We start from the raw sequence: 25,348 nt of genomic DNA, 5'->3' as shown, positions 1-25,348 counted from the left end.
GGCGTTATCCGGCGCGGGAGAACGGGGCCGCTTCCGGCCACTGGTTCATCTGTACACTACCAGATCGCGAGGCCTACTTCTGCAGCAAAGTTGGAAATTCTCAGCAAGCATCGGTCCCCAACGACGATTCTCTGGGCCGCTTTCAAACGACCAGCTGGTGACTGGGGGCGCGGCGATAGTTAATCGCAGCGAGTAGTTGTGGAGGTGCAGCCTCGGTGACCGCGGCGCGAACGCCGGGTTTCTTCTCCCCGCGGTTCATTCCGGGTAGAAAGCTGCCTTCGACAAGGAATCGCAGCAGAATCGTCGCGACGAAGAACAGGGCGAAATGGAAAAACCCGGTCATCGGCTCGAAATCGAAGGCAACGAAAGCCGCAAAGGTGCCGATGCCAACCACGATTCCCACGAGGACGCCGATTTGCCAGACTTCCAGCCCGGTGATCGAATAGGGTTCGCTGCCGAAAACGGTGTAGCCGACATACCAATAGACGCCCCAGGTGAGGGCGTAGACGAGCCCGCAGCCGACGCTGCGAATGAGGAGGTCGGAACCGGTGAAGGATCCAAGCTCGTCATCACGGAGAAAGGTATAGCCGGCGTAGGCCAGCGCGGGCCCGAGCAGCACGGCGCCGCCGGCCAGGATGTACGTGAGCGAACCCGCGAGTTGCTCGCGGCTGTTGCCCAGCAGGAACGCGATCGCGGTGACCAGCACAACAGCACCGCCGATGCCGAGCGCGGCGTTTAGCTGGAACTTGGTCTCCTTGCGCTTGATCGGCTTCAGGACGTTGCGTCCCTTGGCGTCCTTGGCGCCTGCCTCAGATTCGGGCGCATGGATGATGACCTCATCCTCGGCGCGCGGAATCGTGATCTGTCCCTTGCACTTAGGGCAGGCGCCAGTCTTGCCGCCGTGTTGGTCGCCAACCTTGAAGCGAGCATGGCAAGTAGGGCAAATGACATTGATAGGCATGGCGAGTTCTATGGACGTCGTGAGGCGCCTTGGTCGTTAATCGATTCTTGGCGACAGGACTCGTGATGACTTAAGTGGCAATGCTGATGGAGGTTCCGTCGATTTTAGCTCGTCGACTTTTGTCGTGTCGCGACAGAAGCGACAGTCATGTCGCCCAGCGGGCCATCGGCGATTGGTGGCGCCCGGCCGTCGACCGGCCGGGCTTGATGGGCAGGATGATCCGGCGGAGCCCTCAGCGGCTCCGGGCCACCGGAGCTGGTCACGCCGCATCCCCATTCATAGATGATTGGGGGGCCAATTTCGAGCCTCTATTTTTGGCCACCCAGCGCTGACTTCGAGCGGGTCAGCCGATGTCCTTCAGGTCGTCTTCGTTGATCGGCGCAAAGCCTTTGGACGAGAGCGTATCGAGCGCGATTTCGATATTGTCGACCATTAGGGCCACGGCGGGCCGGCCATGGGGTCGGGACAACAGGGGGTAGACCTGGGTAATATTGACCTCGGCCTGGAGCAGAGCGGTGCAGACCTGGATCAGCGGCTGAGGCGTGTCGGGAAGCTCGACCCCGATCAGATCGGACTCGACGATGGCTAGCCCGGCGCGCTCCAGCACCTCGCGGCCCGCCTCGGGGTCGCTCAGCAGGAAGCGGACGACCGCGCACTCGGTCGAGTCGGAAATCGTCAGGGCGACGATGCGGACGTTGCTCCCCTCGAAACGGCGAACGACTTCGAGCAATTGGCCGACGCGGTTTTCGAGAAAGACCGTGAACTGGCGGATCGAAGGGTAATCGCGGCCGCGCATGGTGGCGAAATCGATTCCGGAATGCTCGCCGCCGCCGCTACTGCTCATCGATGACGCTCCTTCCGGGCCGGTCGGCGCCGGCCGCTGCTGCCTAGTGTCTCCTGCGAATGGATTCACTATAGGGGGGTGAAATGGGGGATGCAACGCGATTTGGAGATGGTGCGCGGTAAGGGGTCGGGAGCCTTTTTGCCACTGGCGATTGTCAATTCAATGGAAAACGCGCAGTGGCAAATGGTTCCCGACCCCGTGTTGCGCGGCCACTGACTGGGGGCCGGCCAGTTTTGTAGGATGTTGGTCCTTCCACGCCGGCGGGTCGTTGACCCGCGGCTACCCTACCCCGCCTGAAAGACTTTGCTCGATGGAACATGTGTTTGAAGTTGACGTGCGCTACTACGAAACCGATGGCCAGGGGGTAGTCCATCACTCGAACTACTTTCGGTACTTCGAGCTCGCGCGGGTGGAGATGCTCAAAGCGATGGGGCATGACTACCAAGATCTGGAGCGTGACGGGATCATGCTGGTCGTGCACAGCATCTCGGCTAAGTACCACCGACCGGCAAAGTTCGGCGACCGGCTGCAGATCGAGACCAAAGTGGTCAACGCGACGATGGCGCGGATCGAGCACGCCTACCGCGTGGTGGTAAATGGCAAGCTGATTGCGGAGGGGACGAGCACGATCGCTTGCGTCGATCGCGAGGGGAATATTCGGCGGATGCCGGAGCACATTATTGGGGAGTAGGAGTTAATCACGACGGCACGACGGACACGACGAAATACCAAGAGGAAGGAACCGCAGATGACCGCTGATGGACGCAGATAATCAATTAGGAAGAGATCGATCTCCGTCCATTTGCGTTTAGCTGCGCTCATCGGCGGTTCCAACTCGTTGCTTTCCGTCGTGCTCGTCGTGCCGTCGTGGTTCAGATTAATCGGGAGAAGATGATGGGCGCGAAGCGGGTGTTAATGTTGGTCGGCGACTTCGTCGAGGACTACGAGGCGATCTTTCCGTATCAGGCGACGCTGATGGCCGGACACTCGATCGATTCGGCGTCGCCGGGGAAGAAGGCGGGGTCGACGGTCGCGACCGCGATTCACGACTTCGAAGGGCATCAAACCTACACCGAGAAGCGCGGGCATCAGTTTCCAGTGACGATCGACTGGGAGAAGGTCGACGCCGCCAATTACGACGCCTTGGTGATTCCGGGCGGACGGTCGCCGGAGCATCTGCAGCTAAACGACCGCGTCATCGAGCTCGTGCAGCAGTTCTTCGCGGCGAACAAGCCGGTGGCGTCGACCTGCCATGGCGGGCTCATCCTGGCGGTCGCCGATGTGGTGAAGGGGCGCAAGTGTCAGTCTTATCCGTCGGTGCGTCCCGAGCTACAGCGGGCCTGCGGGATTTGGGACGAACCGACGCCAGGGCTGGATGGCGTCACGGTCGACGGCAATCTGGTGACGGCGGCGGCTTGGCCGGGAAACCCGGCTTGGATGCGGGAGTTTTTGAGAATGCTGAAGGACGAATGCTGAATGCGGAAGGAAAGATTTGGCTCAGGAAGTCACAGCGCCGTTCAGCACGACTACAAATTCCCTTCGGCATTCCGCATTCATCATTCAGCATTAAACAAAAAAGGCTCGGCGTTGGCTTCCTCTACCAACGCCGAGCCCCGACCTTTTCAAACTGAAGCGGCCGCGCTGAATCCATTCAGGCCGCTGGAGCACGCGTCCCGGACGGCGTGGCCGTCCGGCTAGTTGGTGGGTGTCCTCTCCGGATAACTAGGCGGCCACCAAATTATGAACGGCGGGGGTGACGCCGCGGGCAATCTCGACGCCCGTGATGAACTCCTCGAAGATTCGCATGTCGAGCGCCGAGGCGGTCGAGGCCTCGGGGTGGAACTGGGTGCCGAAGGCGAACCAATCTTCCATCGTGCTTTCGATCGCTTCGACGATGCCGTCGGGGCAGCGAGCGGTCACTTGGAAGCCGGGGGCGATCTCGTCGACAGCCATGTGGTGCATGCTGTTGACGCGGAGCTCGCCGTCGCCGTAGACGCGATCCATGATCGAGCCCGAGGCGAGCTGCAGCGTGTGGCGGTGCTCGGGATCAAGCGGATCGAGATGCGGCAGGGCGCTCGGCATATCCTCGGGGATGTGGAGCATCAGGTTGCCGCCTTGCGAGACGTTGATCAACTGCATCCCGGCGCCGATGCCGAGGACCGGCATGCGGTGTTCGGCGATGAGGCGGATGAGCATGCGGTCGGACGACTCGCGGCGGGGATCTTGCAGGCGCACCGTCGGGTGGAGCATCCAGCCGTCGCGGCGGGGATCGAGGTCGGCGCCTCCGATCAAGAGGACGCCGTCGAGGCGGGCGAGGAGGTGCTCGAGGTCGGATTCGTTGTCGTACGGCGGGATGAGGACCGGCAGGCCCCCGGCTTGCGTGATCGCGTCGAAGTAGCCGGCGGCGACATACGCGAATTCGGTCGAATTCTGATTAGCGGAACGAAAGTCGGTGTTGATTCCGATAAGCGGCTTGGACATGGAAGTAATCCCTTTCCGGCGCCATCATGGCGCACCCTATGGTTTCCCTACGGCGGCGAGCATTGTGGGGGCTCGCTCGATGAGGCCAACGGAAAGAGGTTCGCTTGCGACCCGCACGGGCGGCAGAAGGTTCGAGGGACAACTGAACTCAGATCAAGCGAACTTGGAGCGCAGCAAACGTGTCGGCTAGCGAGAGCTGGCGTGACGACCCATCCGTGGGCGTTGCAGCGCGGCAATGATTGACTGAGGCGGCTGTCCGACGCTTCGTGCCCGCACGGGGAACTGGGTCGGAACGACTTCCCTATCGACTGGCCTCGAAACTCCTTGTTAGGCGACCGTGTCACCGGTCCGGATCGTGGATGCAAGTCTGAAGCGAAATGTAACGACTTCGACAGCCTTGGCAAACGAATTGACGATCTTGCGTCGGAGGGCTGGTGCTAGCACAAGATGAGAGGGGTTTGTGCGGTTTTCTGTGGGTTCACTTGGCGAATGCTAGCTAACCACGAAGGCAGTAAGGCACGAAGGGAAGCACTAAGAAGACGGGGAACGGCGGTTGAGGGTGGAAGGCTGATTGGCAAGGCTCTAAAGGGCGTTTTTTAACCACGAAACACACGAAATGACACGAAAAAAGAGGGAGTGATTTGTACCACTGATTGACGCTACCGATCGCTGATAGAAATCAAAAATCATTAGCGATCATCAGCGTCAATTAGCGGCGCCTCTCCTCTCCCCTTTCGCTCTTTTCGAGTGTTTCGTGGTAAAAAGCATTCTTCGTGTCTTGCTTCGTGCCTTGGAGCCTTGGTGGTTCGCATTTACAGCATTCAGGCAGCGAAGAGGCCGCGGATGAGGTCGTAGCCGATCGTGAAGATCGCGGCGTCGACGAGCATGTGGCCGAGCCAAGGGCCCAGCAGCGAGCCGGTGCGATCGTAGAGCCACGCCCAGAAGGCGCCGCCGACGGCGACGCAGGCTGAGAGGAGATAAGTGAGCGGGCTGTCGAAGCCGCAGAATTTACCGAGCACCAGAACATGGTGCGCCATGAAGCCAAGCGATGAAATGACGATGGCCGGCGTGAGCGACGTGAAGCGGCGTAGCTGCCCGAAGACGAACCACCGCCAGTAGTACTCTTCCATAAACGAATGGATGAGGCAGTAGAAGAGGCCGAGCAGCGTGTATTTGAGCGGGGTGTTGATCCCCCAGCCGCTGACCTTGGCGATAACGATTTCCGTCGCGGCGACGACGGGATCGGATGACCGAAGGACGGCGAGATAGAGGGCGAAGATCGCCGCGGCGACGATCGCTCCGAACGCAACGCCGAGTTCGAGTCCTTGCGAATTCGGCGGACGGAGCGTGACGCGGCCGCGCTGGATCGCCAGCACCCAGAAGAGCGGGAACGCGAATTGGATAGTCTTAACCGTGCTGAAGATGGTGAGCTGCAGCTGCGGCGGCATGGCGTCGGCCTGGAAGAAATAGACCCAGGTGACGATCGTCGGAAGGACCAGCGCAATGATGACCGCGACAAGATCGCGCGGCCGCGGCGGCGTGACGCTTGCCGGCGTAGGAAGTGAGAGCGTTGGTGCAGATTCGGACACGGGAGATTCCGAAGGGTGTGCGGTGGTTTTAGTTGAAATCGCCGCGATGGGGAATGCGAATGGCGGGGTTGGGTTGCAGGGCAGATGGCCCAGGGGAGTGCGATTCACCGCCCCACGCCGCTGCGGCCATTTAGCCGCGGGCGATAGTTCGCGAATCCGCCGCGAGCGGGCGGGGCTAAATGGGCGTGGTGGCGTGGAGGCCGTTTTGGCGGGGCGTTGTGGCGCGGCAGGGTGTTCGTTACGGTGAGTGATTCGCCGCCGCCGCCTGACTCTTGCCCACTGCCCACTGCCCACTGCCGACTCCCCTGCCCTATGCGTTACCGCCGCGTCTATCTCGAAAGTTTTGGCTACACGCTGCCAGAGGAGGTCGTCACCACGCACGAGCTCGAGCGGCGGTTGACGCCGGCGTACGAGCGGCTGCGGTTGCCGGAGGGGCGGCTGGAACTGATGACCGGGATTCGCGAGCGGCGGTTCTATCCGCCGGGGACGCGGCCGGGAGAAATCAGCATCGACAGCGGCCGGCGGGCGCTCGCCGCGTCGGGGATCGATCCGGCTCAGATTGGGGCGCTCGTGCATGGCTCGGTCTGTCGCGATTATCTCGAACCGGCCACGGCGTGCGGGGTGCATCACGCCCTGGGGCTACCAGCCGAGTGTTTAATTTACGATGTCTCGAACGCCTGCCTCGGCATCCTCAGCGGGATGGTGCAGGTGGCGAACATGATCGAGCTGGGGCAGATTCGCGCCGGGTTGGTCGTCGGGACCGAAGATGGGCGTTCGCTCGTGGAGACGACGGTGGAGCGGCTCAACAACGATCACTCGATCGATCGCCGCGGGGTGAAGCCGTTCATTGCGTCGCTGACGATCGGCTCGGGAAGCGTGGGCATTGTGTTGTGCGATGAGGCGCTAAGCCGCGAGCGGCATCGGTTGCTCGGGGGGGCCGTGGTGGCCAACACCGAGGGGCACGGGCTGTGTCAGAGCGAGGGCCTCGAAACGTTCATGCGGACCGACAGCGAGCAGTTGATGCTGAGCGGCGTCGAGACGGGGCGTCAGACGTTTGAGCCGTTCCTGCGCGAGGTAGGTTGGTCGCGCGGCGACATCGACAAGACGATCTGCCATCAGGTGGGGGTCGCTCATCGGAAGCTGCTGTTCGAGCAGCTGGAGCTTGCCGAATCTCTCGATTATTCGACGTTCGAAACGCTCGGCAACACCGGCGCCGCGGCGTTGCCGTTGACGATGGCACTGGCGGCCGAGACGGGTCGGTTTGCGAAGGGGGATCGCGTGGCGATGCTAGGAATTGGTTCCGGGATCAACTGCCAGATGCTGGGCGTCGAGTGGTGAGATAAGGAATGAGCGAATGACAAAATCGGAATGACGAATGTCGGACACAAGCGATTTTCATTCGTCATTCGGACTTCGTCATTCCTCATTTCTCGTACAGCGTCGACTCTTTCCGAAACACGACGCCGTAGTCGATTTCCGTGAAGCCGAACTTCAGGTAGAACGCCCGGGCCGCCTCGTTGCTGGCCATAGTCTGGGCCTCGATGGTCGTCACGCCGCGACGACGGAGGACGCGAATCGCTTCGCCGAGTAGGTAGCTCGCGTAGCCCTTGCGACGAAATTTCTCGTCGACTTGCAGATCGAACAGTCCAGCGGCGGTCATGCCCCAGCAGGTGGAGAGCGGCTGCATATCCCAAAAGGACGCCGTCGCGACGCTGCGGTTTTGCACCTTGTCGAAGAGGCTGAAGACGTCGCGTTGGGAGGAACCCCAGACGCAGGCTTCCCACCAGGTACTTGGTTCGGGATCGATCGTTTCGATCAGCTGCGTCGTGCGTTTGATGGCCCGCAGTTCGCGTGAGACCGGGGGCCGTACGCGCGCGAGGTCGCATTGCATAATCAGCACGCGGTCGATCTCGCGGTAGTCGGCCCGCTCGGCAGCGGCGCGCAGAACCTGGTCGGTTTGGAGCACGCCGGGGATTTCGCTGCCTCCGTAGAGACCGAGATAGAACGAGTTCAGCGGGTTGACGCCGCCGGCATAGAGAACCGTGGCGCCCTGCCGTCGGAGGTACTCCTCGCTGGCGTGCAGCAGCTCGTCTGCCAGCGGGGCCTCCGCGGCGCTGCCGCCCTGCACCATGAGCATCTGCGTCGTGCCCAGCGACGTGTCGAGATGGAGGCCATCGTCGGTAGGACCGAAGCCGCCGTGGGCAAAGCCGACTGGCACGTCGTCGCGGGTGGCGACAATCAGCCCTTGGCGGTCGAAATTGAGCTTCGAGAAAACAGCATATTCGAGCAGCGGCGGCGAGATGGGCTGCAGCACTCCGCGCTGCGGCGGCTGGCTGCGCCAGATCGCGGCGAGGTGAGGCGGGTCGGAGTTGCGGAAGGCTCGAAGGCGATACACGAGAGGGTCCGTGTCGGGCGGCAGCGGCAAAACAGCGCGCAAGTCGTGATTATGTCACGCGAGCGGGTTGCGGCAAAGACGCACGCTAGGCGCCGGGAAATGCAAAGTCATGGAAATTGAACCGCCAAGGACGCCAAGAGCGCCAAGGAAATACAGATGCTTGGAGGGAACCGCCGATGAACGCGAATAGACGCAGATGAAGATTTATTTGCGTTCATCTGCGTTTATCCGCGGTTTCATCTTTTGCGACGTGCTCGCCGCGCCGTCGTGGTCCAGTTCTTCTCGCGCCCCTTGGCGCTCTTGGCGTCCTTGGCGGTTTTTGCCTTTTTTTCCAGAGCCATGCAGAGGTCGCGGCGTCAGGCGGCGGAACGCAATTGGTCCTTGCCGCGGCGGCGGTCGCGGCGCTGGCGGCCGTTGTTCTTTTGCTCCCGCCAGCGACGGTGGAGCCACCAGTACTGGCCAGGGGCGACGCGGATCAAATCCTCCAAGCGTCGCGTATACCACTGCGTGAGGAGCGGGATCGAACCAAGTTGGAAGTCGGCGTCGGCGGGATCGACCAGTTCGGCGACGCGCATCTCAAAATGCATCGGCTTCCCCTTGCGAAAGACGCATCCCGTCGCCGTTGGTGCATTTCCGCTGAGCGTGAAGAGGGCCACCGCTTTGTGGGTCGAGGCGGGGCGGCCGAAGAAATCGACCCAGCAGGCGGCCTCGCCGGCGTGCTGATCGCCCAGGAGCACCAGCGTACCGCCCGACTTCAAGAGTTCCTCAATTTGCTGGCTGCTGCCGTGCTTGGGAAGGATGTACTGCCCGGTCGCCTCGCGAAACTCGTTTATCCACCGATCGAGATACCCGTTGTCGAGCGTCCGGGCGATCGTGTGGGTCGGAAAGCCGTGAAGCCCCAGCAGGTAGCCTCCCATTTCGAAGTTGCCAAGGTGACCCGAAATGATCACCACCGGCCGGCGATCGAGCAGGCGACGCACCATCAGCGGCATCTGCGGCATCGAGAGGTGGGTGCGCCAGTTCGTGCGATTAATTTTCCGCGGGGCGTGGGCAATCTCGCAAACCATCAGTAGCAGATGCTCCCACATGGCCAGCGCGATGGCCTCGTGCTCGGCCGGAGACTTTTCGGGGAAGGCCGTCCGGAGGTTCTCCTCGACCGTCGCCCGCCGCAGCTTCAAGACGTGCCAGAAGAGCCAGCCGAGCCGGCGCGACCAAGCCTGGCACGTCGTGAGTGGCGCGGCCTGGATGATGCAGACGACGGTGCGCACCGCGACATAGGCGGCGTAGTCGATGATCAGCTTCGTTCGATTCACGGCGGCGACGGTTCCTTCCCTGGAAGCGGCGGTATTTTGCACAATTTGCGCGGGCGGGCCTAGGGCGAATTACGGCGGGGATTTCCGCCAGCGACCGAGGGTCGAGGACCGGAAAAGGGTGGCCGCACCAAACTAGCCTGACGGCTTCCAGCAAGTTGCCCGCCAGATCGCCGTAAGGTCTGGGACGGCGCGATGAGTGCGGCGGGTGGCGCCGACGCGGCGCGAAGGGCGTCGCCCTACGGCTAGAGCGAGTCGTCTATCCTGACCGATCTGGTGTCCCACGAACACTGCTACATTAGTCTTTTGCGATCTTGGGGTCACCTTTCAAGGGCAACGTCACTTTTCTGCCGGTCTTGGCCGATTGGTAGATCGCCAGGATAATCTCGATCGACTTGCGACCTTCCGGCCCATCGACTGCCGGGGCGCGATCCTTGCGGATGGCGTCGACAAAATCCTGGATTTGCAGCGTATGACCATGGTGGCCGATCGCCGCCGGGTCGGCGGCGCCGCCGCCGGTGCTTTTGCTGCTGGCCATTTGGCGGTGTACCGCAGCATCGGTCCGCAACTTCTTCGCGAAGTCCCAAGACTTGATATCTTCCTCTTCGAGTACTGCCGAACCCTCGCTGCCGTGGAGTTCAATGCGCTTGAGGTAACCGGGAAAGGCGGCGGTGGTGGCCTCGATGACGCCGAGCGCGCCGCTCTCAAAGCGGAGGGCAGCGGCAGCGACGTCCTCGACCTCGATGCGGTCGTGGGCAAGTGTCGCGGTGAAGGCCTGGACTTCGGCGACAGGGCCCATGAGCCAACTCAACAAGTCGACCGTATGCACTGCCTGGTTCATCAACGCGCCGCCGCCGTCGAGGGACCAGGTGCCGCGCCACGCGCCGCTGTCGTAGTACTGCTGGGTGCGGAACCATTTGACATACGCGTCGCCCAGCGTGATGCGGCCGAAACGCTGAGCGTCGACGGCGCCCTTCATCAACTTTGCCGAGTCGTGGAACCGCGAGGGAAAAATGGCAGCCAGTTTGACGCCCGCCTTGTCGCAGGCGTCGATGATTTTGTCGCACCGCTTGAGCGTAATTTCGAGCGGCTTTTCCACGATCACGTGCTTGCCCGCCTTCGCCGCAATAACGGCCGGTTCCATGTGAGCGCCGCTGGGGGTGGCGATCGTCACGGCATCGACGGCCGGGTTGTCGAGCATCGCTTCGACCGAATGATACGGTTTGCAGCCGAATTCATTGGCCAGCGCTTGCGACTTCTCGAACGAGCGGTCGGCGCACGCGACGAGCTTGGCGCCCTTCACTTCTTGAATCGCCTTCGCGTGAAAGCGACTGATCATGCCGGCGCCGACAATACCGAACCCGATTGCCATCTTGTTGAGCCTTCTGGGAATTCAAATTGAAACGCCAAGGACGCCGCGGGAAAAATTGGAACCGCCGATGAACGCAGATAGACGCAGATAGACGCAGATGAATCGAAATTCTTATCCGCGTTTATTGGCGTTCATCGGCGGTTTCAAACTCTTGCATTCCCTTGGCACTCTTGGCGGTTCCTGATTTTGCATTGTTGATGCGTAGCGTATTATGCGGTTCCCCGCTCAATAGCTGTAGAGGAAAAACGTTGGTAGACGACGATCCGGAACACGCGACGGACGACTCCGGAATCGGGGTCGAGCCGACGAAATATGAGCCGCGGATGCACGTCGTGCTGTTTCAACCCGAGATTCCTTACAACACAGGCAGCGTTGGCCGCACCTGCGTGGCGGTCGCCGCGAAACTGTGGTTGGTCCGGCCGCTGGGATTTCGCGTCGACGACTACTACCTGCGGCGGGCTGGGCTCGACTACTGGCAACATCTCGTTTGGGAGGTGGTTGATGATTGGGGCGCCTTGACGGCCGCCCTACCTGTCGAGCGACATTGGTACTTCACCAAGTTTGGCGACCGTGCATATACGTCAGCGGGGTTTACGGCAGGAGATGTGCTGGTATTCGGCCGGGAGTCGCAAGGGCTGCCGCCGGAGATTGTCGCCGGGCGACGGGAACGTTGTTTGCGTATTCCAACGAGGCCCGAGGTGCGGAGCCTCAACCTCTCCAACAGCGCCGCCGTGGCGATGTACGAGGCGTTGCGGCAGTGGGATGGTTGAGGTGAAATATGATTGGCAGTGCGATCGGTACGTTGGGAGCAATCCTGATTTCAGGCCTCGTCCCCGGCCGAAGCAAGAGAGCCTGGCTTGCCTGTCCGGAACGCCCGCGTTCCACGACCAAAACCTAGCGTGGCGGGAAACCACCCGGCCAGAACGGCCGGACTATATCGCCCAGACTGGGCAATTTACGGCGGTTGAATTGACGATTCGTGGCCCAGCGGTCACCATGGGTGCCTACTCGTCAAGGACTGTGCGATCATGACCCTGGTAAGCGGCTTTGAGAAAATCGTCCGGCAGCAAGAGCCGCTAGCGGAGCGCACCTGGCTCCGGCTGGGCGGGCCCGCCGAATTCTTCGCCGAGCCCAATTCGGTCGACGAATTGGCAGCGCTCGTTCGCCGTTGCCGCAACGAAGACGTGCCCATTCGCCTGCTGGGGGGGGGCTCCAACATCCTGGTGCGGGACGAAGGCGTAGGCGGCATGGTCGTCAGCCTCACCAGCCCGGCCTTCTCGCAGATTCGAATCGCCGGCAATCGCGTCACCGCGGGCGGCGGGGTCAAGTTGGCCCATGCGATCAGCGAGACCGTGCGGGCTGGCCTGGCGGGACTGGAACCGCTGGTCGGCATTCCCGGCACCGTCGGCGGCGCCCTTCACGGCAACAGCGGCAGCCGGGCCGGCGACATTGGCCAGTGGGCCTGCCGAGCGACGGTAATGACCAGGGCCGGCGACATCGTGCATCGCAATCGCGAGGACCTCGTCTTCGCCTATCGCCAGAGTAGTCTCGACGAATTGGTGATCCTCAGCGGCGAGTTTCAGCTGGAGCAAGACGACCCGGCCCAACTGACTAAGCGGATGCAGAAGCAGTGGATCGTCAAAAAGGCGGGCCAGCCGCTGTCGCATCAGAACGTGGCGTGCGTCTTTAAGAACCCCCGCGGCATGAGCGCAGGGATGTTGATCGAACAAGCCGGGCTCAAGGGGACGCGCGTCGGCGGCGTCGAGGTGAGCCAGCGGCATGCGAACTTCATCGTCGCCGGCGATGGAGCATCCAGCCAAGACGTGCTGCGGTTGATTGATCTCATTCGGAGCCGCGTCGCGGAGCGGCTCGGGGTGGAACTCGAGACCGAGATGGAGATTTGGTAGGCGGCGGTTGCTTCAGCCCTCGGCTCCGCCGGGGGGCCGCGTTACGTAACGGATGACATGAACGGCATGGAAACCGACCCCCGGGCGGAGCCCGGGGCTGGATCAGAACACCTGCAACGGATGGCGGTGTCCCTTGGCGCGCAAGAACTCTAAAGTCGATCCAGTCGAACCGAAGCCGAAGTCGAAGCGGTCTAAAGTCGTCGCCATCGACGACGAAGAGACTCTAACGCCCGCCGGCTTTCGCCCGGCGATCGTCGACGCCCTGGGCCGCCGTCGCGGCAAAGCGCTCGTGGTCATCGGCGTCGTCGGGTTGCTGGCGTGGGGCGCCCAGGCGGTCTGGCGAAGCGCGGCGCCGATTGTCGCCGCACGGGAGCGTTACCTAATCCCGGCCGACCGCATCGTCATGACCCAGCCCCCCGCGTGGATCGTCGCCGACGTGCGCGGTCAGGTGATTCACACCGCGGGACTAGACCGGCGTCTCTCGCTGCTTGATCCAGCGTTCCCTGAAACGGTGAAGAATGCGTTCGCCCTGCATCCGTGGATCGCGTCCGTCGATCGCATCGAGAAGCTGGTGCCCGCGGGAGTGCAGGTTGACGTGACGTATCGCCAGCCGGTGGCCGTCATCGAAACCCCATTCGCCGAAACGCGCCTCCTGCTGCCGGTCGACAATCGGGGCGTTCACCTCCCGTCGGAAGATGTGCCGCTGATTCGCCGGCAGTACTTGCCGCGAATCACAGGGATCGTCGGCCAACCGCCGGTGGGACAGCGGTGGGAAGACCCGCGCGTGGGCGGCGCCGTCGAGATTGCCGCCCTGCTCGGCGACGTGTGGGAAGCGCTTCACCTGCAGGAGATCACGCCGTCAACGCGCCCGGAAGTCTCTGGGTCTCAGCAATACTTCGTCTACGAGCTGATTGCTCGCGGCGGCACCCGCATACAGTGGGGGCCGGCGCCCCAAGCGCGGGTTCCGGGGGACGATGCGTTCGCCGTGAAGTTGCAGCGGCTCCACGAGTGCGTCAAACAGTACGGGCCGCTCGATTCAATCGACTCGCCGGGATCGGTGAACGTCCGCGGCGGTTTGCAGGTCGGCCCGCGGATGGTCAAGAAGCCAGCGGCGCGGATGGTCAGCAAGCCCGAGGGAGAGGTGGTGAAGTAGCCGCGGCTCAACGAGCCGCTGGAACGCTGTTCAAGAACGCTCTGCCTTGCGACTTCCGCTCCGGCAGATCGTTGGCCAGCAACTACTTCTGGAAGATCTGCGTTTCGTCGAGCGCGGCCTTTTCGGCCTCTTCGATTTCGAGCGCTAGCTCTTCGCGCATCACGGCGAGCTCGGCCGGCGCCTCGATGCCGAGGCGCACCGCTCCGCCCGAGACTTTCACCACGGTGACGGCGATCTTGTCGCCGATGAGAATTCGCTCGCCGATTTTTCGAGAGACGACCAGCACGTTGGGGATCTCCATCTCGCCCGGCGCGGGCTGCGAGTTGGGCCTACAGGCCCGCCTCATGCAACTAACGGTAGTGGCGCCGGCAGGGGTTTGCAAGCGTTTAGCGGCGACAAACCGCCTATTCGCCGCCGGCGCCGCTTGTGATACTGGGTAATGAGCGCGATTTAGGAAGCGGCGCATCGAAACCTGAGGACAGCGTGGAACTTGAGCTTGTTCGCTGGCTAAGTGAAAATCTTCCCCCCCATCCGCTGCTGCGGATCGGGATCGGGGACGATGCGGCCGTGCTGCACTGGCCGACGAATGGCGACCTCGTGGTGACGACTGATGCAGTCACCGACGAGGTCGATTTCATTCTGGCCGAAACCGATCCACGGCTCGTCGGCCACAAGGCGCTCGGCGTCAACCTCAGCGACCTCGCAGCGATGGCGGCGGAACCGGTGGCGGCGGTGGTGTCGCTCGTGCTGCCGCGGAAGGGCTGCGGCGGGCGCGATGGGAAGCAGCTCGCGATCGAACTCTATCGCGGGATGTTGCCGCTGGCGGAGCAATTCAATGTCGCGATTGCGGGAGGCGATACGAATTCCTGGGATGGGCCGTTGGCAATCTCAATTACGGCGTTAGGGCGGGCGACCGTGCATGGACCGTTGACTCGCAGCGGAGCAAGGCCGGGCGATTATGTGCTAGTGACGGGCGCTCTCGGCGGCAGCATTTTGGGCCGGCATCTACGGGTGGAGCCGCGGGTGCGGGAGGGACTGCTGCTCAATGAGCGCTACGAGCTGAGCGCGGGGATGGATATCAGCGATGGCTTAGCGCTGGACGCCTCGCGATTGGCGGCGGCGAGCGATTGCGGCGTGGCGCTGCGGCTCGACCAGATTCCCATCTCCGCCGATGCCGTGAAGCTGTCGGCGTGCGATCGGGCGACGCCGCTTGAACATGCGCTGGGCGACGGCGAAGATTTTGAATTGCTGCTGACGGCGGCGCCGGAGGTAGCGGAACAAATCGTGCGAGAGCAACCGCTCGGCGTGCCGGTGACGTTTATCGGCGAGTGCGTGACGCACGCGGGATTGTGGCAGATGGGCGCCGAACGTCGCTTGACGCCGCTCGACGCGAGCGGCTACCGCCACTAACCGCAGGTCAACGACCTGCCGGAGCGGAACGTTAGAAGAATTGGAGCCTAGCGTGCGCCGCTCCGGAGGGTCGTTGACCCGCGGCTACCATTTTGAACACGAGACGTTGATGGATACGTTCGATTTCTTAACGACGAGCGAGGCCGATACCGAACGCCTCGGCGCTGCGCTCGCCGCGACGCTGCCTGGCGGAACAACGGTCGCGCTCATCGGTACGCTGGGCGCCGGGAAGACGCGGCTGGTGCAGGCGTTCGCTGCGGCCCATGGCGTGCCGCGCGAAGCGGCGACGAGTCCGACGTTCGTGCTCGTGAACGAATACCAGGGGCGGCTGCCGATCTATCACTTCGACGCTTACCGGCTGCGCGACGACGACGAGTTCATTGAGCTCGGGCCGGAAGAATACTTTGAGTCGAACGGAGTGACGTTCGTCGAGTGGGCCGACCGCGTGGAGCGCTGTTTGCCGCGGGAGTATGTGGAGATTCGTTGCGAGGCGGTGGGGGAGACGTCGCGGCAGTTTACGCTGGCGGCGCGCGGGAAGGGGATTGCTGCAATCGTCGAAGCAATCTCACGATCGCTTCGCTAATTGAATTCCTCTGGTCCCCTCCCCTTGAGGGGGAGGGTTAGGGAGGGGTGACTGAAGCATGTACCAGGGCTCTCCCCCCTCCCCCGCCCTGTGCTTTGCACGGACTAGCGCCTGCGCTCGATCGCCGCTGGCGACCGTGCTCGTTGCTCCCTCCAGGCGGAGGGTGCCGGAAAGACAATGCATTCATCTACAAAATGAACTTACTGAGATCCTCGTCTTGGGCGATCTCATCCAGCCGCTCACGTACGTACGCGGCGTTGATTTCGACGCGGCCCATGTGCATTTCGGGGGCCTCGAAGGAGAGCTCCTCCAGCAGTCGCTCCATGATCGTATGCAACCGACGGGCGCCGATGTTCTGCGTCGACTGGTTCACGCGGTAGGCGTAGTCGGCCAGCGCGGCGACGGCGTCTTCCGTGAAGACGACCTCGACCCCTTCGGTTTTCATCAGCGCGGCGTACTGCCGGGTGAGCGAATTCCGCGGTTCGGCGAGGATGCGGACAAAGTCTTCTTTCGTGAGATCTTCCAGCTCAACGCGAATCGGGAATCGCCCCTGCAGTTCGGGCATTAGGTCGGAAGGCTTCGTCGAGTGAAACGCCCCCGCCGCGACGAACAGGATGTGGTCGGTCTTGATGTAGCCGTAGCGGGTTTGGACGGTGGTCCCCTCCACGATCGGGAGCAGGTCGCGTTGCACGCCTTGACGCGAGACGTCGGCGCCGCGGCCCCCTTCGCTGGCGACGACCTTGTCGATCTCGTCGATGAAGATCATGCCCGTCTGTTCGGCGAGTTCGACCGCCTTGGCGTTGACCTTTTCCTTGTCGATCAGCGCTTCGCATTCCTGCTCGAACAGGACGCGGCGCGCCTCGGCAACGGTCAGCGTACGTCGAACGTAATTCTTGGGAATGATTTTTTCGAGCATTCCTTGAAAGTCGATGTCCATGTGATCGTTCCCCGGGCCGCCCATGCCGGGGATCACCATCGCTTGCGTTTTTTGTTCGATCTTTATCTCGACCTGGCGTGTTTCGAGTTCGCCGCCAAGCAGCATCGCCCGCATCTTTTCCCGGGTGCGTTCGTAGCGATTGGGATCTTCAGGCTGATCGACAGCGACCTCGATCGTCGTGGGCGCGGGGGCAAGCAGATCGAGCAGCCGTTCCGTCACACGGCGCTTTGCCTCTTCCTCGACCTCGGCGAGCTCCGATTCACGGACGAGGCCGATGGCGTTTTCGATCAGTTCGCGGACCATGCTCTCGACGTCGCGGCCGTAGTAGCCGACCTCGGTGTACTTCGACGCCTCGACCTTGATGAACGGCGCGCCGGTGAGTCGGGCCAGGCGACGGGCGATCTCGGTCTTGCCGACGCCGGTCGGGCCGATCATCAAGATGTTCTTCGGGCCGACTTCCTTGCGGAGATCGTCGTCGAGCTGCTGCCGACGCCAGCGATTGCGCAGCGCGATCGCGACGGCGCGCTTGGCGTTGGCCTGGCCGACGATGTGGCGATCGAGCTCGGTGACGATTTCGCGGGGAGTGAGGTGCTTCACGAGAGTTCTTCGATCACGATGTTGCGGTTGGAGTAAACGCAGATCTCGCCGGCGATGTCGAGCGAGTGGCGCACTATTTCCGCGGCGCCCAGCGAGCTATGGTTGATCAACGCCCGCGCGGCCGAGAGGGCGTAGTTGCCGCCCGAGCCGATGCCGAGGACGCCGTCGCTCGGTTGGATCACGTCGCCGGTGCCGGAGAGGAGGAGCGTGTTCTTGGCGTCGACCACGGCGACCAATGCTTCGAGCCGCCGCAGGGCGCGGTCCATCCGCCACTCCTTCGCGAGTTCGGTCGCGGCGCGTGGCACATTCGCCGGATAATCCTTGAGCTTTGCTTCGAGGCGTTCCATCAAGGCAAAGGCGTCGGCCGCGGCGCCGGCGAAGCCGACGAGTACCTGGCCATCCATCAGCCGGCGGATTTTCACGGCATCGCTTTTGACGACTGTTTGGCCCATCGTCACCTGCCCGTCGCCGCCCATGGCGACGCGCCCCTTGTGACGAACGGTGAGGATTGTGGTCGAGCGGAATTTCATGGCGGTTGCTGGCGTCTGTGGAAAGGTGGGAACCCTTTATTGTGAGGGGGGGAGGCGGAGGGGGGAAGGAGGAAGGGGCGGGATGCTGGATGCTAGCCGGAGGCACACTTGCCTCCGGGCGAAGTGGCGACTCGTTCGGCGCCTCGCCCGAGCCGCGTGGCGGTCCGGCTAGTGGGGCGGTATCTTTGGAGGGATGAGCGACGCACACGCACACTCGACGCCCGTTGGCCACTCCCCTGCCCCGTTGCCGCGGAGCACGGAGTTGATGCGGCCCTGCGACACGGGGCTGCTGCTGATCGACGCCCAGGAGCGGCTACTAAAGGTTGTGCCCGACGCTGCGCGGATCATTTGGAATTGCCGCCGGCTGCTCGATGGCGCCAACATCTTGAGCGTCCGCACGGCGGTGACCGAACAGTACCCCGAGCGACTCGGCGCGACCGAACCCTGCCTGGCAGAGCGGATCGCGGCGCCGGCGCACGCGAAACTCGCGTTCAGCGCCGGAGGATGCGGCGAGTTGTTTTCGCTGTGGCGGGCCGAGAACGTTGAGCGCATCCTGCTCTGCGGCATCGAGACGCACGTCTGCGTCGCGCAGACGGCGTTCGATCTGCTCGCCGGCGGCTACCAGGTCTACGTCGCCGCCGACGCCGTCGGCACGCGCTGGCCGATCGATCACGAAGTCGGGCTGCGGCGGATGGAAGCGTCGGGCGTAGTGATCACGACAACCGAGGCCGCGATCTTCGAATGGTGCGAACGGGCAGGCACGCCCGAGTTCAAACAAGTCAGCTCGCTGGCGAAAGAGTCGCCTCCCGGCAACGGGCCGATCGTCGGCTTCCGCGCCAACTAGGCGCCGGTTTGCAATAAGAGCCGGGGCGACGGTCGACGCCCCGGCTCTCAAGTACACCTCGCGATGTTTCGCGGCTTACTCTTTCTTCACGGCTTCAGCAGCCTTGTCGGCGGCGTCCTTCGCGGCGTCGGCGGCATCCTTAGCTGCGTCCGCGGCGCCCGCGGCCGCGTCTTTCGTCGCTTCGACGGCGGCATCGGCCGCGGCCTTGGTGTCCTCGACAGCCTTTTCGCCGGCCGCTTTCGCGTCGTCGGCGGCGGCCTTCAATGCTTCGGTCGATTCCTTCACAGCCTCGTCGGTTTGCTTCTTCGTGTTGTCACTGCAGCCAACCATGCCGACGAGGGCGGCGACCAGCGCGAACGTGTAGGTGAACTTCATGCTTCCACTCCAATTGATCAGGTAATTCCATGGGGGCGCCATTGGCCCTTCCTAGAATTCTACATCTTCGAAGTGGCTGTCATCAGCCCCCGCTGGCGGGCCGCTGAGGGGCGTAGAGACAGCAATCGGCCGGACAAACGTCATGACTGGCGCCAAGCGACCCCAATGCGGGCCTTTCAGCGGCGCCGTCGATGCGTTCGACAATCAGTTCGCGGATCATGCGGATAAACCGCGGATGAACGCCGACGGTCGCCGCCCGCTGCATCCGAACGTCGAGCTGCTCGCACAGCTGGCGGGCCTCGGTGTCGAGGTCGAAGAGCACTTCCATATGATCGGAGATGAATCCAATGGGCACGATAATGAGATCGTGCAAGCTGCCCGCGGCTTGGAGCGACCGGATTCGATCACAGACGTCGGGCTCCAGCCAAGGCTGGTGGGGCGAGCCGCTGCGGCTTTGGTAGACGAGTTCCCATTGATCGGTAGCCAGACCAGCGCCCGCAGCGACTAGTCGGCACGCTTCGGCGAGTTGAACTTCGTAGCGGCAATTGGCGGCCATCGACAGTGGAATGCTGTGCGCCGTGAACAGCACGTTCACCGTGGCTCGCTGGGCTGACGGGACCTTCGCCAGACAGGCGGCGAGGGACTCCACCATCGGTTCAATGAAGCCCGGGTGATTATAGAAAACTCGCAGTTTGTCCACTTCCGGCGCCGAGGAGCCAACCTCGTCACGGGCGACGGCGATGTTTTCGCGATACTGACGGCAGCCCGAGTAAGAGCTGAACGCGCTGGTGAAGAACGCCAGCGCCCGATTGACGCCGTCGCGGCCCATCTGGGCGAGCGTTTCGGGGAGCAGCGGTCGCCAGTTGCGGTTGCCCCAGTAGATCGGCAATTGCGGCCCATTTGCCGCTAGTTCCGTTTCCAACGCCGCGATCAGCTGGCGGTTCTGCTCATTGATGGGGCTAACGCCGCCGAAGTGCTGGTAATGCTCGGCGACCTCTAGCATGCGCTCACGCGGCACCGGCTTGCCGCGCAAAACGTTTTCCAAAAACGGCATCACTTCGTCGGGCCCTTCGGGTCCTCCGAATGAGACAATCAAGATGGCGTCGTATGCAGGCAAAGGATTTCTGCTTTGCTAGTGATGATTTCCGTTGTGAGGACTTCGACTGATGCGCTCTCTGCGGTTTCATTCTCCGCGAAATCGAAAATTAGAAATCCTAAATCACCCGTCCGCCTGAAACGCAGCGAGGCCCAGAGCACGCGAATGCGCACTCTGGGCCTCAGTGACCCCGACGGGAATCGAACCCGTGTTACCGGCGTGAAAGGCCGGTGTCCTAGGCCTCTAGACGACGGGGCCGCAGCGATACATTCTCATCGATCGATCGACGGAGGGACGGTTCTATCGACCAGCCGGCGACGAAACTCGCATTGTGCGGGAGCACGACGGATCGTCAAGGCCCGTGGTCGCACCAGTCGTCGCCGCGCGAGAAAAAATTCGCCAAAAACGGCGAATGGATGCAGGGCAATCAGCTAAGAAGAGATCCGTTCGACGACGAACAGGGTTCGCAAGTCTGGCGAACTGTTCAGATAACCAAAAAAGAATAACGCCCCGCGCGGAGGGCGAGTAGTCCTTCACGCCGGACGCAGGCTACTCGGCGGCATTGGCGTCGGCTTGATGGGCCTCGCCATCGACGGAACCAGTTTGTTGGTTGCGGCGAATTGCTTCGTAGACTTCGTTGCGATGAACAGGGACTTCCTTAGGAGCTTCTACTCCCAAGCGAACTTTGTCGCCGCGGATTTCCACCACGACGATTGTAATGTCATCGTTGATGACAATACTTTCGTTCTTCTTGCGCGAGAGTACTAACATGATCGATTCCTTCGTAGGTTGGCCCGGCGGCCCTCCAAAATAGCTGCCTTCATGCCTGCCGCCGCGAGCGATCCTAACCCCTTTTGCACGGCCAATTAGGGCGCCCCCAGCCGGGAATGGGTACCATTCCCCTCGTTCCACTCTACGTGGTGATCGGGACGAGTCAAGAAATGATGACGCAGGGCGGCCCATTTTTTGCGTGTCGGGTGGAGTTTTGCGGGCAAGCCCCCACGCCAGCTTGCACCCCATCCCTTCGCGCGGTGCGGAAAGTCGGCTCAAAAGGAACGACGCAAAGCACTTCCTGCAAAAGAGTTACGAACGATCTGGCCAGAATATCGGTGGTCCGACAATGCGGCGGCGGCCGCCGCCAGGGAATCAGTAGCGCATCGCTAGCGTTGCCGCACGTTTGACACGCCCCAACTGGGGAGCGGCTGGGAGGATGACTCGGGGATTCAACTCGGCGCGTGGCTGCCGGTACAAACGCTTCCGTAAGGTCGGCGCCGTCCCCCATCGACCTACCCAAGCAAGGCTGCGGGTATCGTTGCCCCGCCCGTCAGAAAATTCGGCAGGGCGCGCCGCTTAACTTTTCGCCTCACTAATTTTTCGCGTCACGCGGCGGCGATTGTCGTTGGCTTCGCGACGAGCGGTGCGACAGCGTGAGCGTATCCTTTCGATTCAACGCATCGTCAACTCTAGGCGGTTGCGGCGCAGCGCGACATCTTTATAATCCAGGGGCTGCTTTTGGCTTGCGCTCTGGCGTCGTCGCATCGGATGCGACAACGCACTCGTTCAACGGCGCGAGCACTACGGTCGGTGGAACTCCCTGACGGCCGCGGTCGAGCTTTTTCGCCGCACTGATCGGGACGAAGGTGAAGTTCGCCCATGATTGCCAGACTCAAGCGAGTCTTCCCCTGGTTGGGAAATATCGTTGAAGCAGTCGCCACGGTCGGCGCTGGGATGTGGGTCACGCTGCGAACGTGGGTGAAAACCTATCGCCCCGATCGCAAGACGTTCACCGAGCATTTCGAATATCCTGAGCTTCCTGTGCCGGTAGCCGCCCGTTACCGCGGCTTCCACCGGTTCGATCTCACGACCTGCATTGCGTGCGATCAATGTGCCAAGGCTTGCCCGGTAGATTGCATTTACATCGGCAAAGAGCGTGCGCAGGGGAGCAAGGGATTCAAGATCACCGGCTACGCGATTGACTACAGCAAGTGCATGTTCTGCGCCCTTTGCGTCGAGCCTTGCCCGGTCGACTGCATCTTTATGGGCGCGAGCCACGACCTTAGCTGCTACAGCCGCGACGGATGCATCGTCGACTTCGCCCGCTTGCCGCTCGACGTGGCGTGGGGCCGGGCGACGATCAATCCGACGGCCGTCGCCCAGTCGAAGGTCATTGTCGAACCGGTCCATGGGGGGCCGAATCAGTAGCCGTAAGTGAGTAAGGGTTTAAGTGAGTAGGTAGATAGCGGTAGTTGAATTGCAATTAAGAGTCGGTACGCACTAAAAATTCCACTTACTCATCCTCATCTAAACGACTACTCACCCTAGTTAACACAGACCAAAAGCTCATGGCCACGCCCATCGCCATCGTCGCCTACCTCGGCCTCTTCGCGGGCGTCGCCGTACTGTTTCTCTTTGTGAATTTGGTTGTCGGCCGCTTTCTGCGGCCGCGGCTGCCGAATCAGGAGAAGCTTGAAGTCTACGAATGCGGCGAGCCGACGATCGGCTCGAGCTTCGTTCAGTTCGATCTGCGTTTCTACGTCGTCGCGCTGCTGTTCATCATCTTCGACGTCGAAGTTGCGTTCTTCTTCCCGTGGGCGACGGTCTTCGGCAAGGCGACGCAACTCACGGCTCCGAACATGCCGGTGGTGATGGCCGACCTCGATCCCGACGGCGGCGCGCCAGAACAGTTGACTCCGCAGGCCATCGCGCGCTTGCGGGAGCTCGGCGTGCGGGATCCATCGCCCGCGACCATTGGCGCCCTCTCGCCGGCGGAACGTCGCGAACTTGGCGACGTCGGCGAGTCTGCCCTGAAGGCCTCGGTGCAATCGAGTGCGCGGCAGATGGCCATGGCCTCGCTGTGGGACATCGGCGTCTTCTTCGCCGTGCTAATGGTTGGTTTCGCGTACGTCTGGCGTCGCGGCGACCTCAACTGGGTCCGCTCGGTTCGCAGCCATGCCGGCGAGGTCGTTGAGCGAGCGCCGGTGACGTTGGAACTCGAACAGAAGCGCGGACGTCCCGCTGGCTCCATTTTGTCTGCCTGAGAATGCCATGAGCGAACCGACGCTGGTCGACCAACTGAAACAGAAGTTCGGCGCTGCGATTACCGGCGCGAACTTGGAGAACGTCGATCCTTGGATCGAAGTGGCTCCCGAAGCGATTGTCGCGGTCTGCGCGTATCTGCGCGACGAGCCGAGCCTGGCATTCGACTACTGCAACAGCGTCACCGCCGTCGACTATCTGCACGTTGACGAGAAGAAGGCAGCGAAGAGCGAGTGGCAGCCTCACCTCGAAGTCGTCTATCACCTCTTCAGCATGCAACATAAGCATAGCCTCGTGCTGAAGGCGATGCTCGCGCGTTGGAGGGATGACGAAGTCGGCGAGTTGCCCGAAATCGACTCGGTGGCGCACGTTTGGCGCACCGCGGACTGGCATGAGCGCGAGTGCTACGACCTGTTCGGCATCCACTTCCTCGGGCATCCGAACCTGCGGCGGATCCTCTGTCCCGAAGACTGGGTCGGCCACCCGCTGCGCAAAGACTACGAAATGCCGCTCGAATATCACGGCATACGCGGCAGGTAAAGATCCTTCTCCCCTGCTCATCCTGACCTCCGACCTCTGGCCCCTGACCTCCAAACGCAATGTCCACCGTCGACGACCCGCGCACGATCGAATTCGACGTCCGTACGGATGAAATGCTGGTCAACATGGGCCCGCAGCATCCGAGCACCCACGGCGTGTTGCGCTTGGTGCTGCGGACCGACGGCGAAGTCGTGTCGGAAGTGACGCCCCATCTCGGTTATCTGCACCGCTGCGCTGAGAAGATCGGCGAGAACCTCACGCCGCGGCAGTTCATTCCGTACACCGATCGGATGGATTACCTCGCCGGGATGAACATGAATCTCGGCTGGGCGCTCGCCATCGAGAAGTTGATGAAGTACGAACCGCCCGAGAAGGGGCGGCATCTGCGGGTCATCATCTCGGAGATGGGTCGGATCGCGAGCCACTTGGTCGGCATGGGGGCGTACGGCCTCGACCTCGGCACGTTCAGCCCCTTTCTCTATGCATTTCGCGAGCGCGAGCGAATTCTCGACCTGTTCGAGGAAGTCTGCGGCGCGCGACTCACTTACAGCTATATCACCGTCGGCGGCGCCACGGCTGACTTGCCGCCTGGGTGGCTCGAGAAGTGTGAAGCGTTCCTCACGCAACTCGAACCGATCATCGTCGAATACCATACGCTGCTGACGACCAATTCGATCTTCATCAAGCGCACCGCCGCCATTGGCGTCATGTCGGCGGCGACCGCCATCGACTACGGGACCAGCGGCCCGGTGCTGCGGGGCAGCGGCGTTGACCATGATCTCCGCCGCGACGGCGAGGAAATCTACACCGCGATGTACGACGGCTATGCCTTCGAGGTCATCGTCGAGAAGAACGGGCACTACCCTAAGGATCACCAATATCCAGCCGTGCCGCAGGAAGCGATCCTTGGCGACTGTTGGCATCGATTCTATGTGAGGATGCTGGAAGTCATGCAGTCGATCGACCTAGTGCGACAGGGGATCGATCGGTACAGCCGAGCCAGCGGCAGCTACGGCGAGCCGATGAAGCTGAATCAAAAGCTGCCGAAGGGCGAGGCGTACCTGGAGACGGAGGCGCCGCGGGGTCAGATGGGCTTTTACATCGTCAGCAACGGCGAAGCCATTCCGTGGCGCGCACGGGCGCGGAGCAGCAGTTTTTGCAACCTCTCGGTGGCGAGCGAATTATGCCGCGACTGCTTGATCGCCGACGTGCCGGCGATCGTCGGATCGCTCGACATCGTGATGGGCGAGATCGACCGTTAGAGTTCGCCAATTCCGTGACCGGCAGCGCTCAACGCAGGGTGATTTTAGCCGGCTGACACTATACACTTGCGACCCATTGTGCCATATTTCACAAACTTCCGCTGGCACGACAGTCTCGACGATTCA

The 25,348-nt window shown here is 62.2% G+C and carries 26 protein-coding genes and 1 tRNA gene; 13 read left to right on the top strand and 14 right to left on the bottom strand.

The genetic code is table 11. The annotated features are described in order from the left end of the window. Window positions 1–142: 142 nt before the first annotated feature. Together I41_RS09720 and I41_RS09715 are read right to left on the bottom strand one after the other, a co-directional pair. The gene (locus tag I41_RS09720) at window positions 143–961 is read right to left on the bottom strand and encodes a TFIIB-type zinc ribbon-containing protein (protein ID WP_145432358.1); all 819 of its coding nucleotides are present in this window, start codon (window positions 959–961) and stop codon (window positions 143–145) included. A 343-nt stretch (window positions 962–1,304) separates the two neighbouring features. Then, on the bottom strand, window positions 1,305–1,805 hold the full coding sequence (locus I41_RS09715) for an acetolactate synthase (RefSeq protein ID WP_145432357.1): 501 nt from the start codon (window positions 1,803–1,805) through the stop codon (window positions 1,305–1,307). Between the two features lie 310 nt (window positions 1,806–2,115). On the opposite strand from I41_RS09715, the gene I41_RS09710 reads away from it, so the two are divergent. Together I41_RS09710 and I41_RS09705 are read left to right on the top strand one after the other, a co-directional pair. Next, complete coding sequence (locus tag I41_RS09710; protein ID WP_145432356.1) at window positions 2,116–2,496, top strand: acyl-CoA thioesterase; 381 nt, start codon at window positions 2,116–2,118, stop codon at window positions 2,494–2,496. A 176-nt stretch (window positions 2,497–2,672) separates the two neighbouring features. Further along, window positions 2,673–3,281, top strand: a complete 609-nt coding sequence (locus I41_RS09705) for a DJ-1/PfpI family protein (RefSeq protein ID WP_315852448.1) — start codon at window positions 2,673–2,675, stop codon at window positions 3,279–3,281. Window positions 3,282–3,527: 246 nt separating this feature from the next. Here the strand turns inward: I41_RS09705 and I41_RS09700 are convergent, their stop codons facing one another. Together I41_RS09700 and I41_RS09695 are read right to left on the bottom strand one after the other, a co-directional pair. Further along, complete coding sequence (locus I41_RS09700; RefSeq protein ID WP_145432355.1) at window positions 3,528–4,286, bottom strand: gamma-glutamyl-gamma-aminobutyrate hydrolase family protein; 759 nt, start codon at window positions 4,284–4,286, stop codon at window positions 3,528–3,530. 821 nt (window positions 4,287–5,107) lie between these two features. Beyond that, window positions 5,108–5,875, bottom strand: coding sequence for a CPBP family intramembrane glutamic endopeptidase (locus I41_RS09695; protein ID WP_145432354.1), 768 nt, complete (start codon window positions 5,873–5,875; stop codon window positions 5,108–5,110). Between the two features lie 312 nt (window positions 5,876–6,187). Here I41_RS09695 and I41_RS09690 point away from each other — a divergent pair, with 312 nt between their 5' ends. After that, window positions 6,188–7,213 carry a 3-oxoacyl-ACP synthase III gene (locus I41_RS09690; protein WP_145432353.1) on the top strand — a complete coding sequence of 342 codons (1,026 nt, stop codon included), beginning with the start codon at window positions 6,188–6,190 and terminating at the stop codon, window positions 7,211–7,213. Window positions 7,214–7,298: 85 nt separating this feature from the next. Here the strand turns inward: I41_RS09690 and I41_RS09685 are convergent, their stop codons facing one another. The 3 genes from I41_RS09685 to I41_RS09675 form a co-directional block, all read right to left on the bottom strand. Next, a complete protein-coding gene (locus I41_RS09685; protein ID WP_145432352.1) occupies window positions 7,299–8,270 on the bottom strand; it encodes a GNAT family N-acetyltransferase in 972 nt (323 codons plus the stop codon). A 356-nt stretch (window positions 8,271–8,626) separates the two neighbouring features. After that, on the bottom strand, window positions 8,627–9,583 hold the full coding sequence (locus I41_RS09680) for a lysophospholipid acyltransferase family protein (protein ID WP_168206791.1): 957 nt from the start codon (window positions 9,581–9,583) through the stop codon (window positions 8,627–8,629). Window positions 9,584–9,878: 295 nt separating this feature from the next. Next, entirely contained in the window at window positions 9,879–10,952 is a 1,074-nt protein-coding gene (locus I41_RS09675; RefSeq protein WP_145432350.1) for a Gfo/Idh/MocA family protein, read from the bottom strand. Between the two features lie 248 nt (window positions 10,953–11,200). On the opposite strand from I41_RS09675, the gene I41_RS09670 reads away from it, so the two are divergent. The 3 genes from I41_RS09670 to I41_RS09660 all read left to right on the top strand — a co-directional run bounded on the left by I41_RS09670 (window position 11,201) and on the right by I41_RS09660 (window position 14,012). After that, window positions 11,201–11,722 (top strand): tRNA (cytidine(34)-2'-O)-methyltransferase, encoded by a 522-nt coding sequence (locus I41_RS09670; protein ID WP_246133850.1) that lies wholly within the window; start codon window positions 11,201–11,203, stop codon window positions 11,720–11,722. Window positions 11,723–11,980: 258 nt separating this feature from the next. Continuing rightward, window positions 11,981–12,859 (top strand): UDP-N-acetylmuramate dehydrogenase, encoded by an 879-nt coding sequence (gene murB, locus I41_RS09665; protein WP_145432348.1) that lies wholly within the window; start codon window positions 11,981–11,983, stop codon window positions 12,857–12,859. A 133-nt stretch (window positions 12,860–12,992) separates the two neighbouring features. Beyond that, complete coding sequence (locus I41_RS09660) at window positions 12,993–14,012, top strand: cell division protein FtsQ/DivIB (RefSeq protein WP_145432347.1); 1,020 nt, start codon at window positions 12,993–12,995, stop codon at window positions 14,010–14,012. Window positions 14,013–14,094: 82 nt separating this feature from the next. Here the strand turns inward: I41_RS09660 and I41_RS09655 are convergent, their stop codons facing one another. Next, window positions 14,095–14,313, bottom strand: a complete 219-nt coding sequence (locus I41_RS09655) for a carbon storage regulator (RefSeq protein WP_246133849.1) — start codon at window positions 14,311–14,313, stop codon at window positions 14,095–14,097. 182 nt (window positions 14,314–14,495) lie between these two features. Here I41_RS09655 and thiL point away from each other — a divergent pair, with 182 nt between their 5' ends. Then, window positions 14,496–15,422 carry a thiamine-phosphate kinase gene (gene thiL / locus I41_RS09650; RefSeq protein WP_145432346.1) on the top strand — a complete coding sequence of 309 codons (927 nt, stop codon included), beginning with the start codon at window positions 14,496–14,498 and terminating at the stop codon, window positions 15,420–15,422. Window positions 15,423–15,474: 52 nt separating this feature from the next. Then, window positions 15,475–16,005, top strand: a complete 531-nt coding sequence (tsaE, locus tag I41_RS09645) for a tRNA (adenosine(37)-N6)-threonylcarbamoyltransferase complex ATPase subunit type 1 TsaE (protein WP_168206790.1) — start codon at window positions 15,475–15,477, stop codon at window positions 16,003–16,005. A gap of 187 nt (window positions 16,006–16,192) precedes the next feature. Here tsaE and hslU read toward each other — a convergent pair whose 3' ends face one another. Both hslU and hslV read right to left on the bottom strand, forming a co-directional pair. Beyond that, complete coding sequence (gene hslU, locus I41_RS09640) at window positions 16,193–17,539, bottom strand: ATP-dependent protease ATPase subunit HslU (RefSeq protein ID WP_145432344.1); 1,347 nt, start codon at window positions 17,537–17,539, stop codon at window positions 16,193–16,195. Further along, window positions 17,536–18,069 (bottom strand): ATP-dependent protease subunit HslV, encoded by a 534-nt coding sequence (gene hslV, locus I41_RS09635; protein ID WP_145432343.1) that lies wholly within the window; start codon window positions 18,067–18,069, stop codon window positions 17,536–17,538. The genes hslU and hslV overlap by 4 nt, the downstream gene beginning before the upstream one ends. A gap of 193 nt (window positions 18,070–18,262) precedes the next feature. Between hslV and I41_RS09630 the strand changes: the two genes are divergently transcribed. Then, on the top strand, window positions 18,263–18,913 hold the full coding sequence (locus I41_RS09630) for an isochorismatase family protein (protein WP_145432342.1): 651 nt from the start codon (window positions 18,263–18,265) through the stop codon (window positions 18,911–18,913). 75 nt (window positions 18,914–18,988) lie between these two features. Here the strand turns inward: I41_RS09630 and I41_RS09625 are convergent, their stop codons facing one another. The 4 genes from I41_RS09625 to csrA all read right to left on the bottom strand — a co-directional run bounded on the left by I41_RS09625 (window position 18,989) and on the right by csrA (window position 21,155). Further along, on the bottom strand, window positions 18,989–19,330 hold the full coding sequence (locus I41_RS09625; protein WP_210421143.1) for a hypothetical protein: 342 nt from the start codon (window positions 19,328–19,330) through the stop codon (window positions 18,989–18,991). Window positions 19,331–19,370: 40 nt separating this feature from the next. Beyond that, a complete protein-coding gene (locus tag I41_RS09620) occupies window positions 19,371–20,405 on the bottom strand; it encodes a ferrochelatase (RefSeq protein ID WP_145432341.1) in 1,035 nt (344 codons plus the stop codon). A 164-nt stretch (window positions 20,406–20,569) separates the two neighbouring features. Then, window positions 20,570–20,642, bottom strand: a tRNA-Glu gene (locus tag I41_RS09615). Window positions 20,643–20,933: 291 nt separating this feature from the next. Then, window positions 20,934–21,155: a carbon storage regulator CsrA gene (gene csrA / locus I41_RS09610; RefSeq protein ID WP_145432340.1), complete on the bottom strand. Its 222-nt coding sequence runs from the start codon at window positions 21,153–21,155 to the stop codon at window positions 20,934–20,936. Window positions 21,156–22,037: 882 nt separating this feature from the next. Between csrA and I41_RS09605 the strand changes: the two genes are divergently transcribed. From I41_RS09605 to I41_RS09590, 4 genes are all read left to right on the top strand, one after another. Beyond that, window positions 22,038–22,586, top strand: coding sequence for a 4Fe-4S binding protein (locus I41_RS09605; RefSeq protein WP_145432339.1), 549 nt, complete (start codon window positions 22,038–22,040; stop codon window positions 22,584–22,586). A 140-nt stretch (window positions 22,587–22,726) separates the two neighbouring features. After that, a complete protein-coding gene (locus tag I41_RS09600; protein WP_145432338.1) occupies window positions 22,727–23,422 on the top strand; it encodes an NADH-quinone oxidoreductase subunit A in 696 nt (231 codons plus the stop codon). Between the two features lie 7 nt (window positions 23,423–23,429). Then, window positions 23,430–23,960, top strand: a complete 531-nt coding sequence (locus I41_RS09595; RefSeq protein ID WP_145432337.1) for an NADH-quinone oxidoreductase subunit C — start codon at window positions 23,430–23,432, stop codon at window positions 23,958–23,960. Window positions 23,961–24,019: 59 nt separating this feature from the next. Beyond that, window positions 24,020–25,222: an NADH-quinone oxidoreductase subunit D gene (locus I41_RS09590; RefSeq protein ID WP_145432336.1), complete on the top strand. Its 1,203-nt coding sequence runs from the start codon at window positions 24,020–24,022 to the stop codon at window positions 25,220–25,222. Window positions 25,223–25,348 lie beyond the last annotated feature (126 nt).

Source organism: Lacipirellula limnantheis (assembly GCF_007746075.1).
GTDB classification, from domain to species: domain Bacteria; phylum Planctomycetota; class Planctomycetia; order Pirellulales; family Lacipirellulaceae; genus Lacipirellula; species Lacipirellula limnantheis.
Note: the sequence above shows the minus strand (reverse complement) of the source record. Positions and strands in the feature narration are given on the sequence as shown.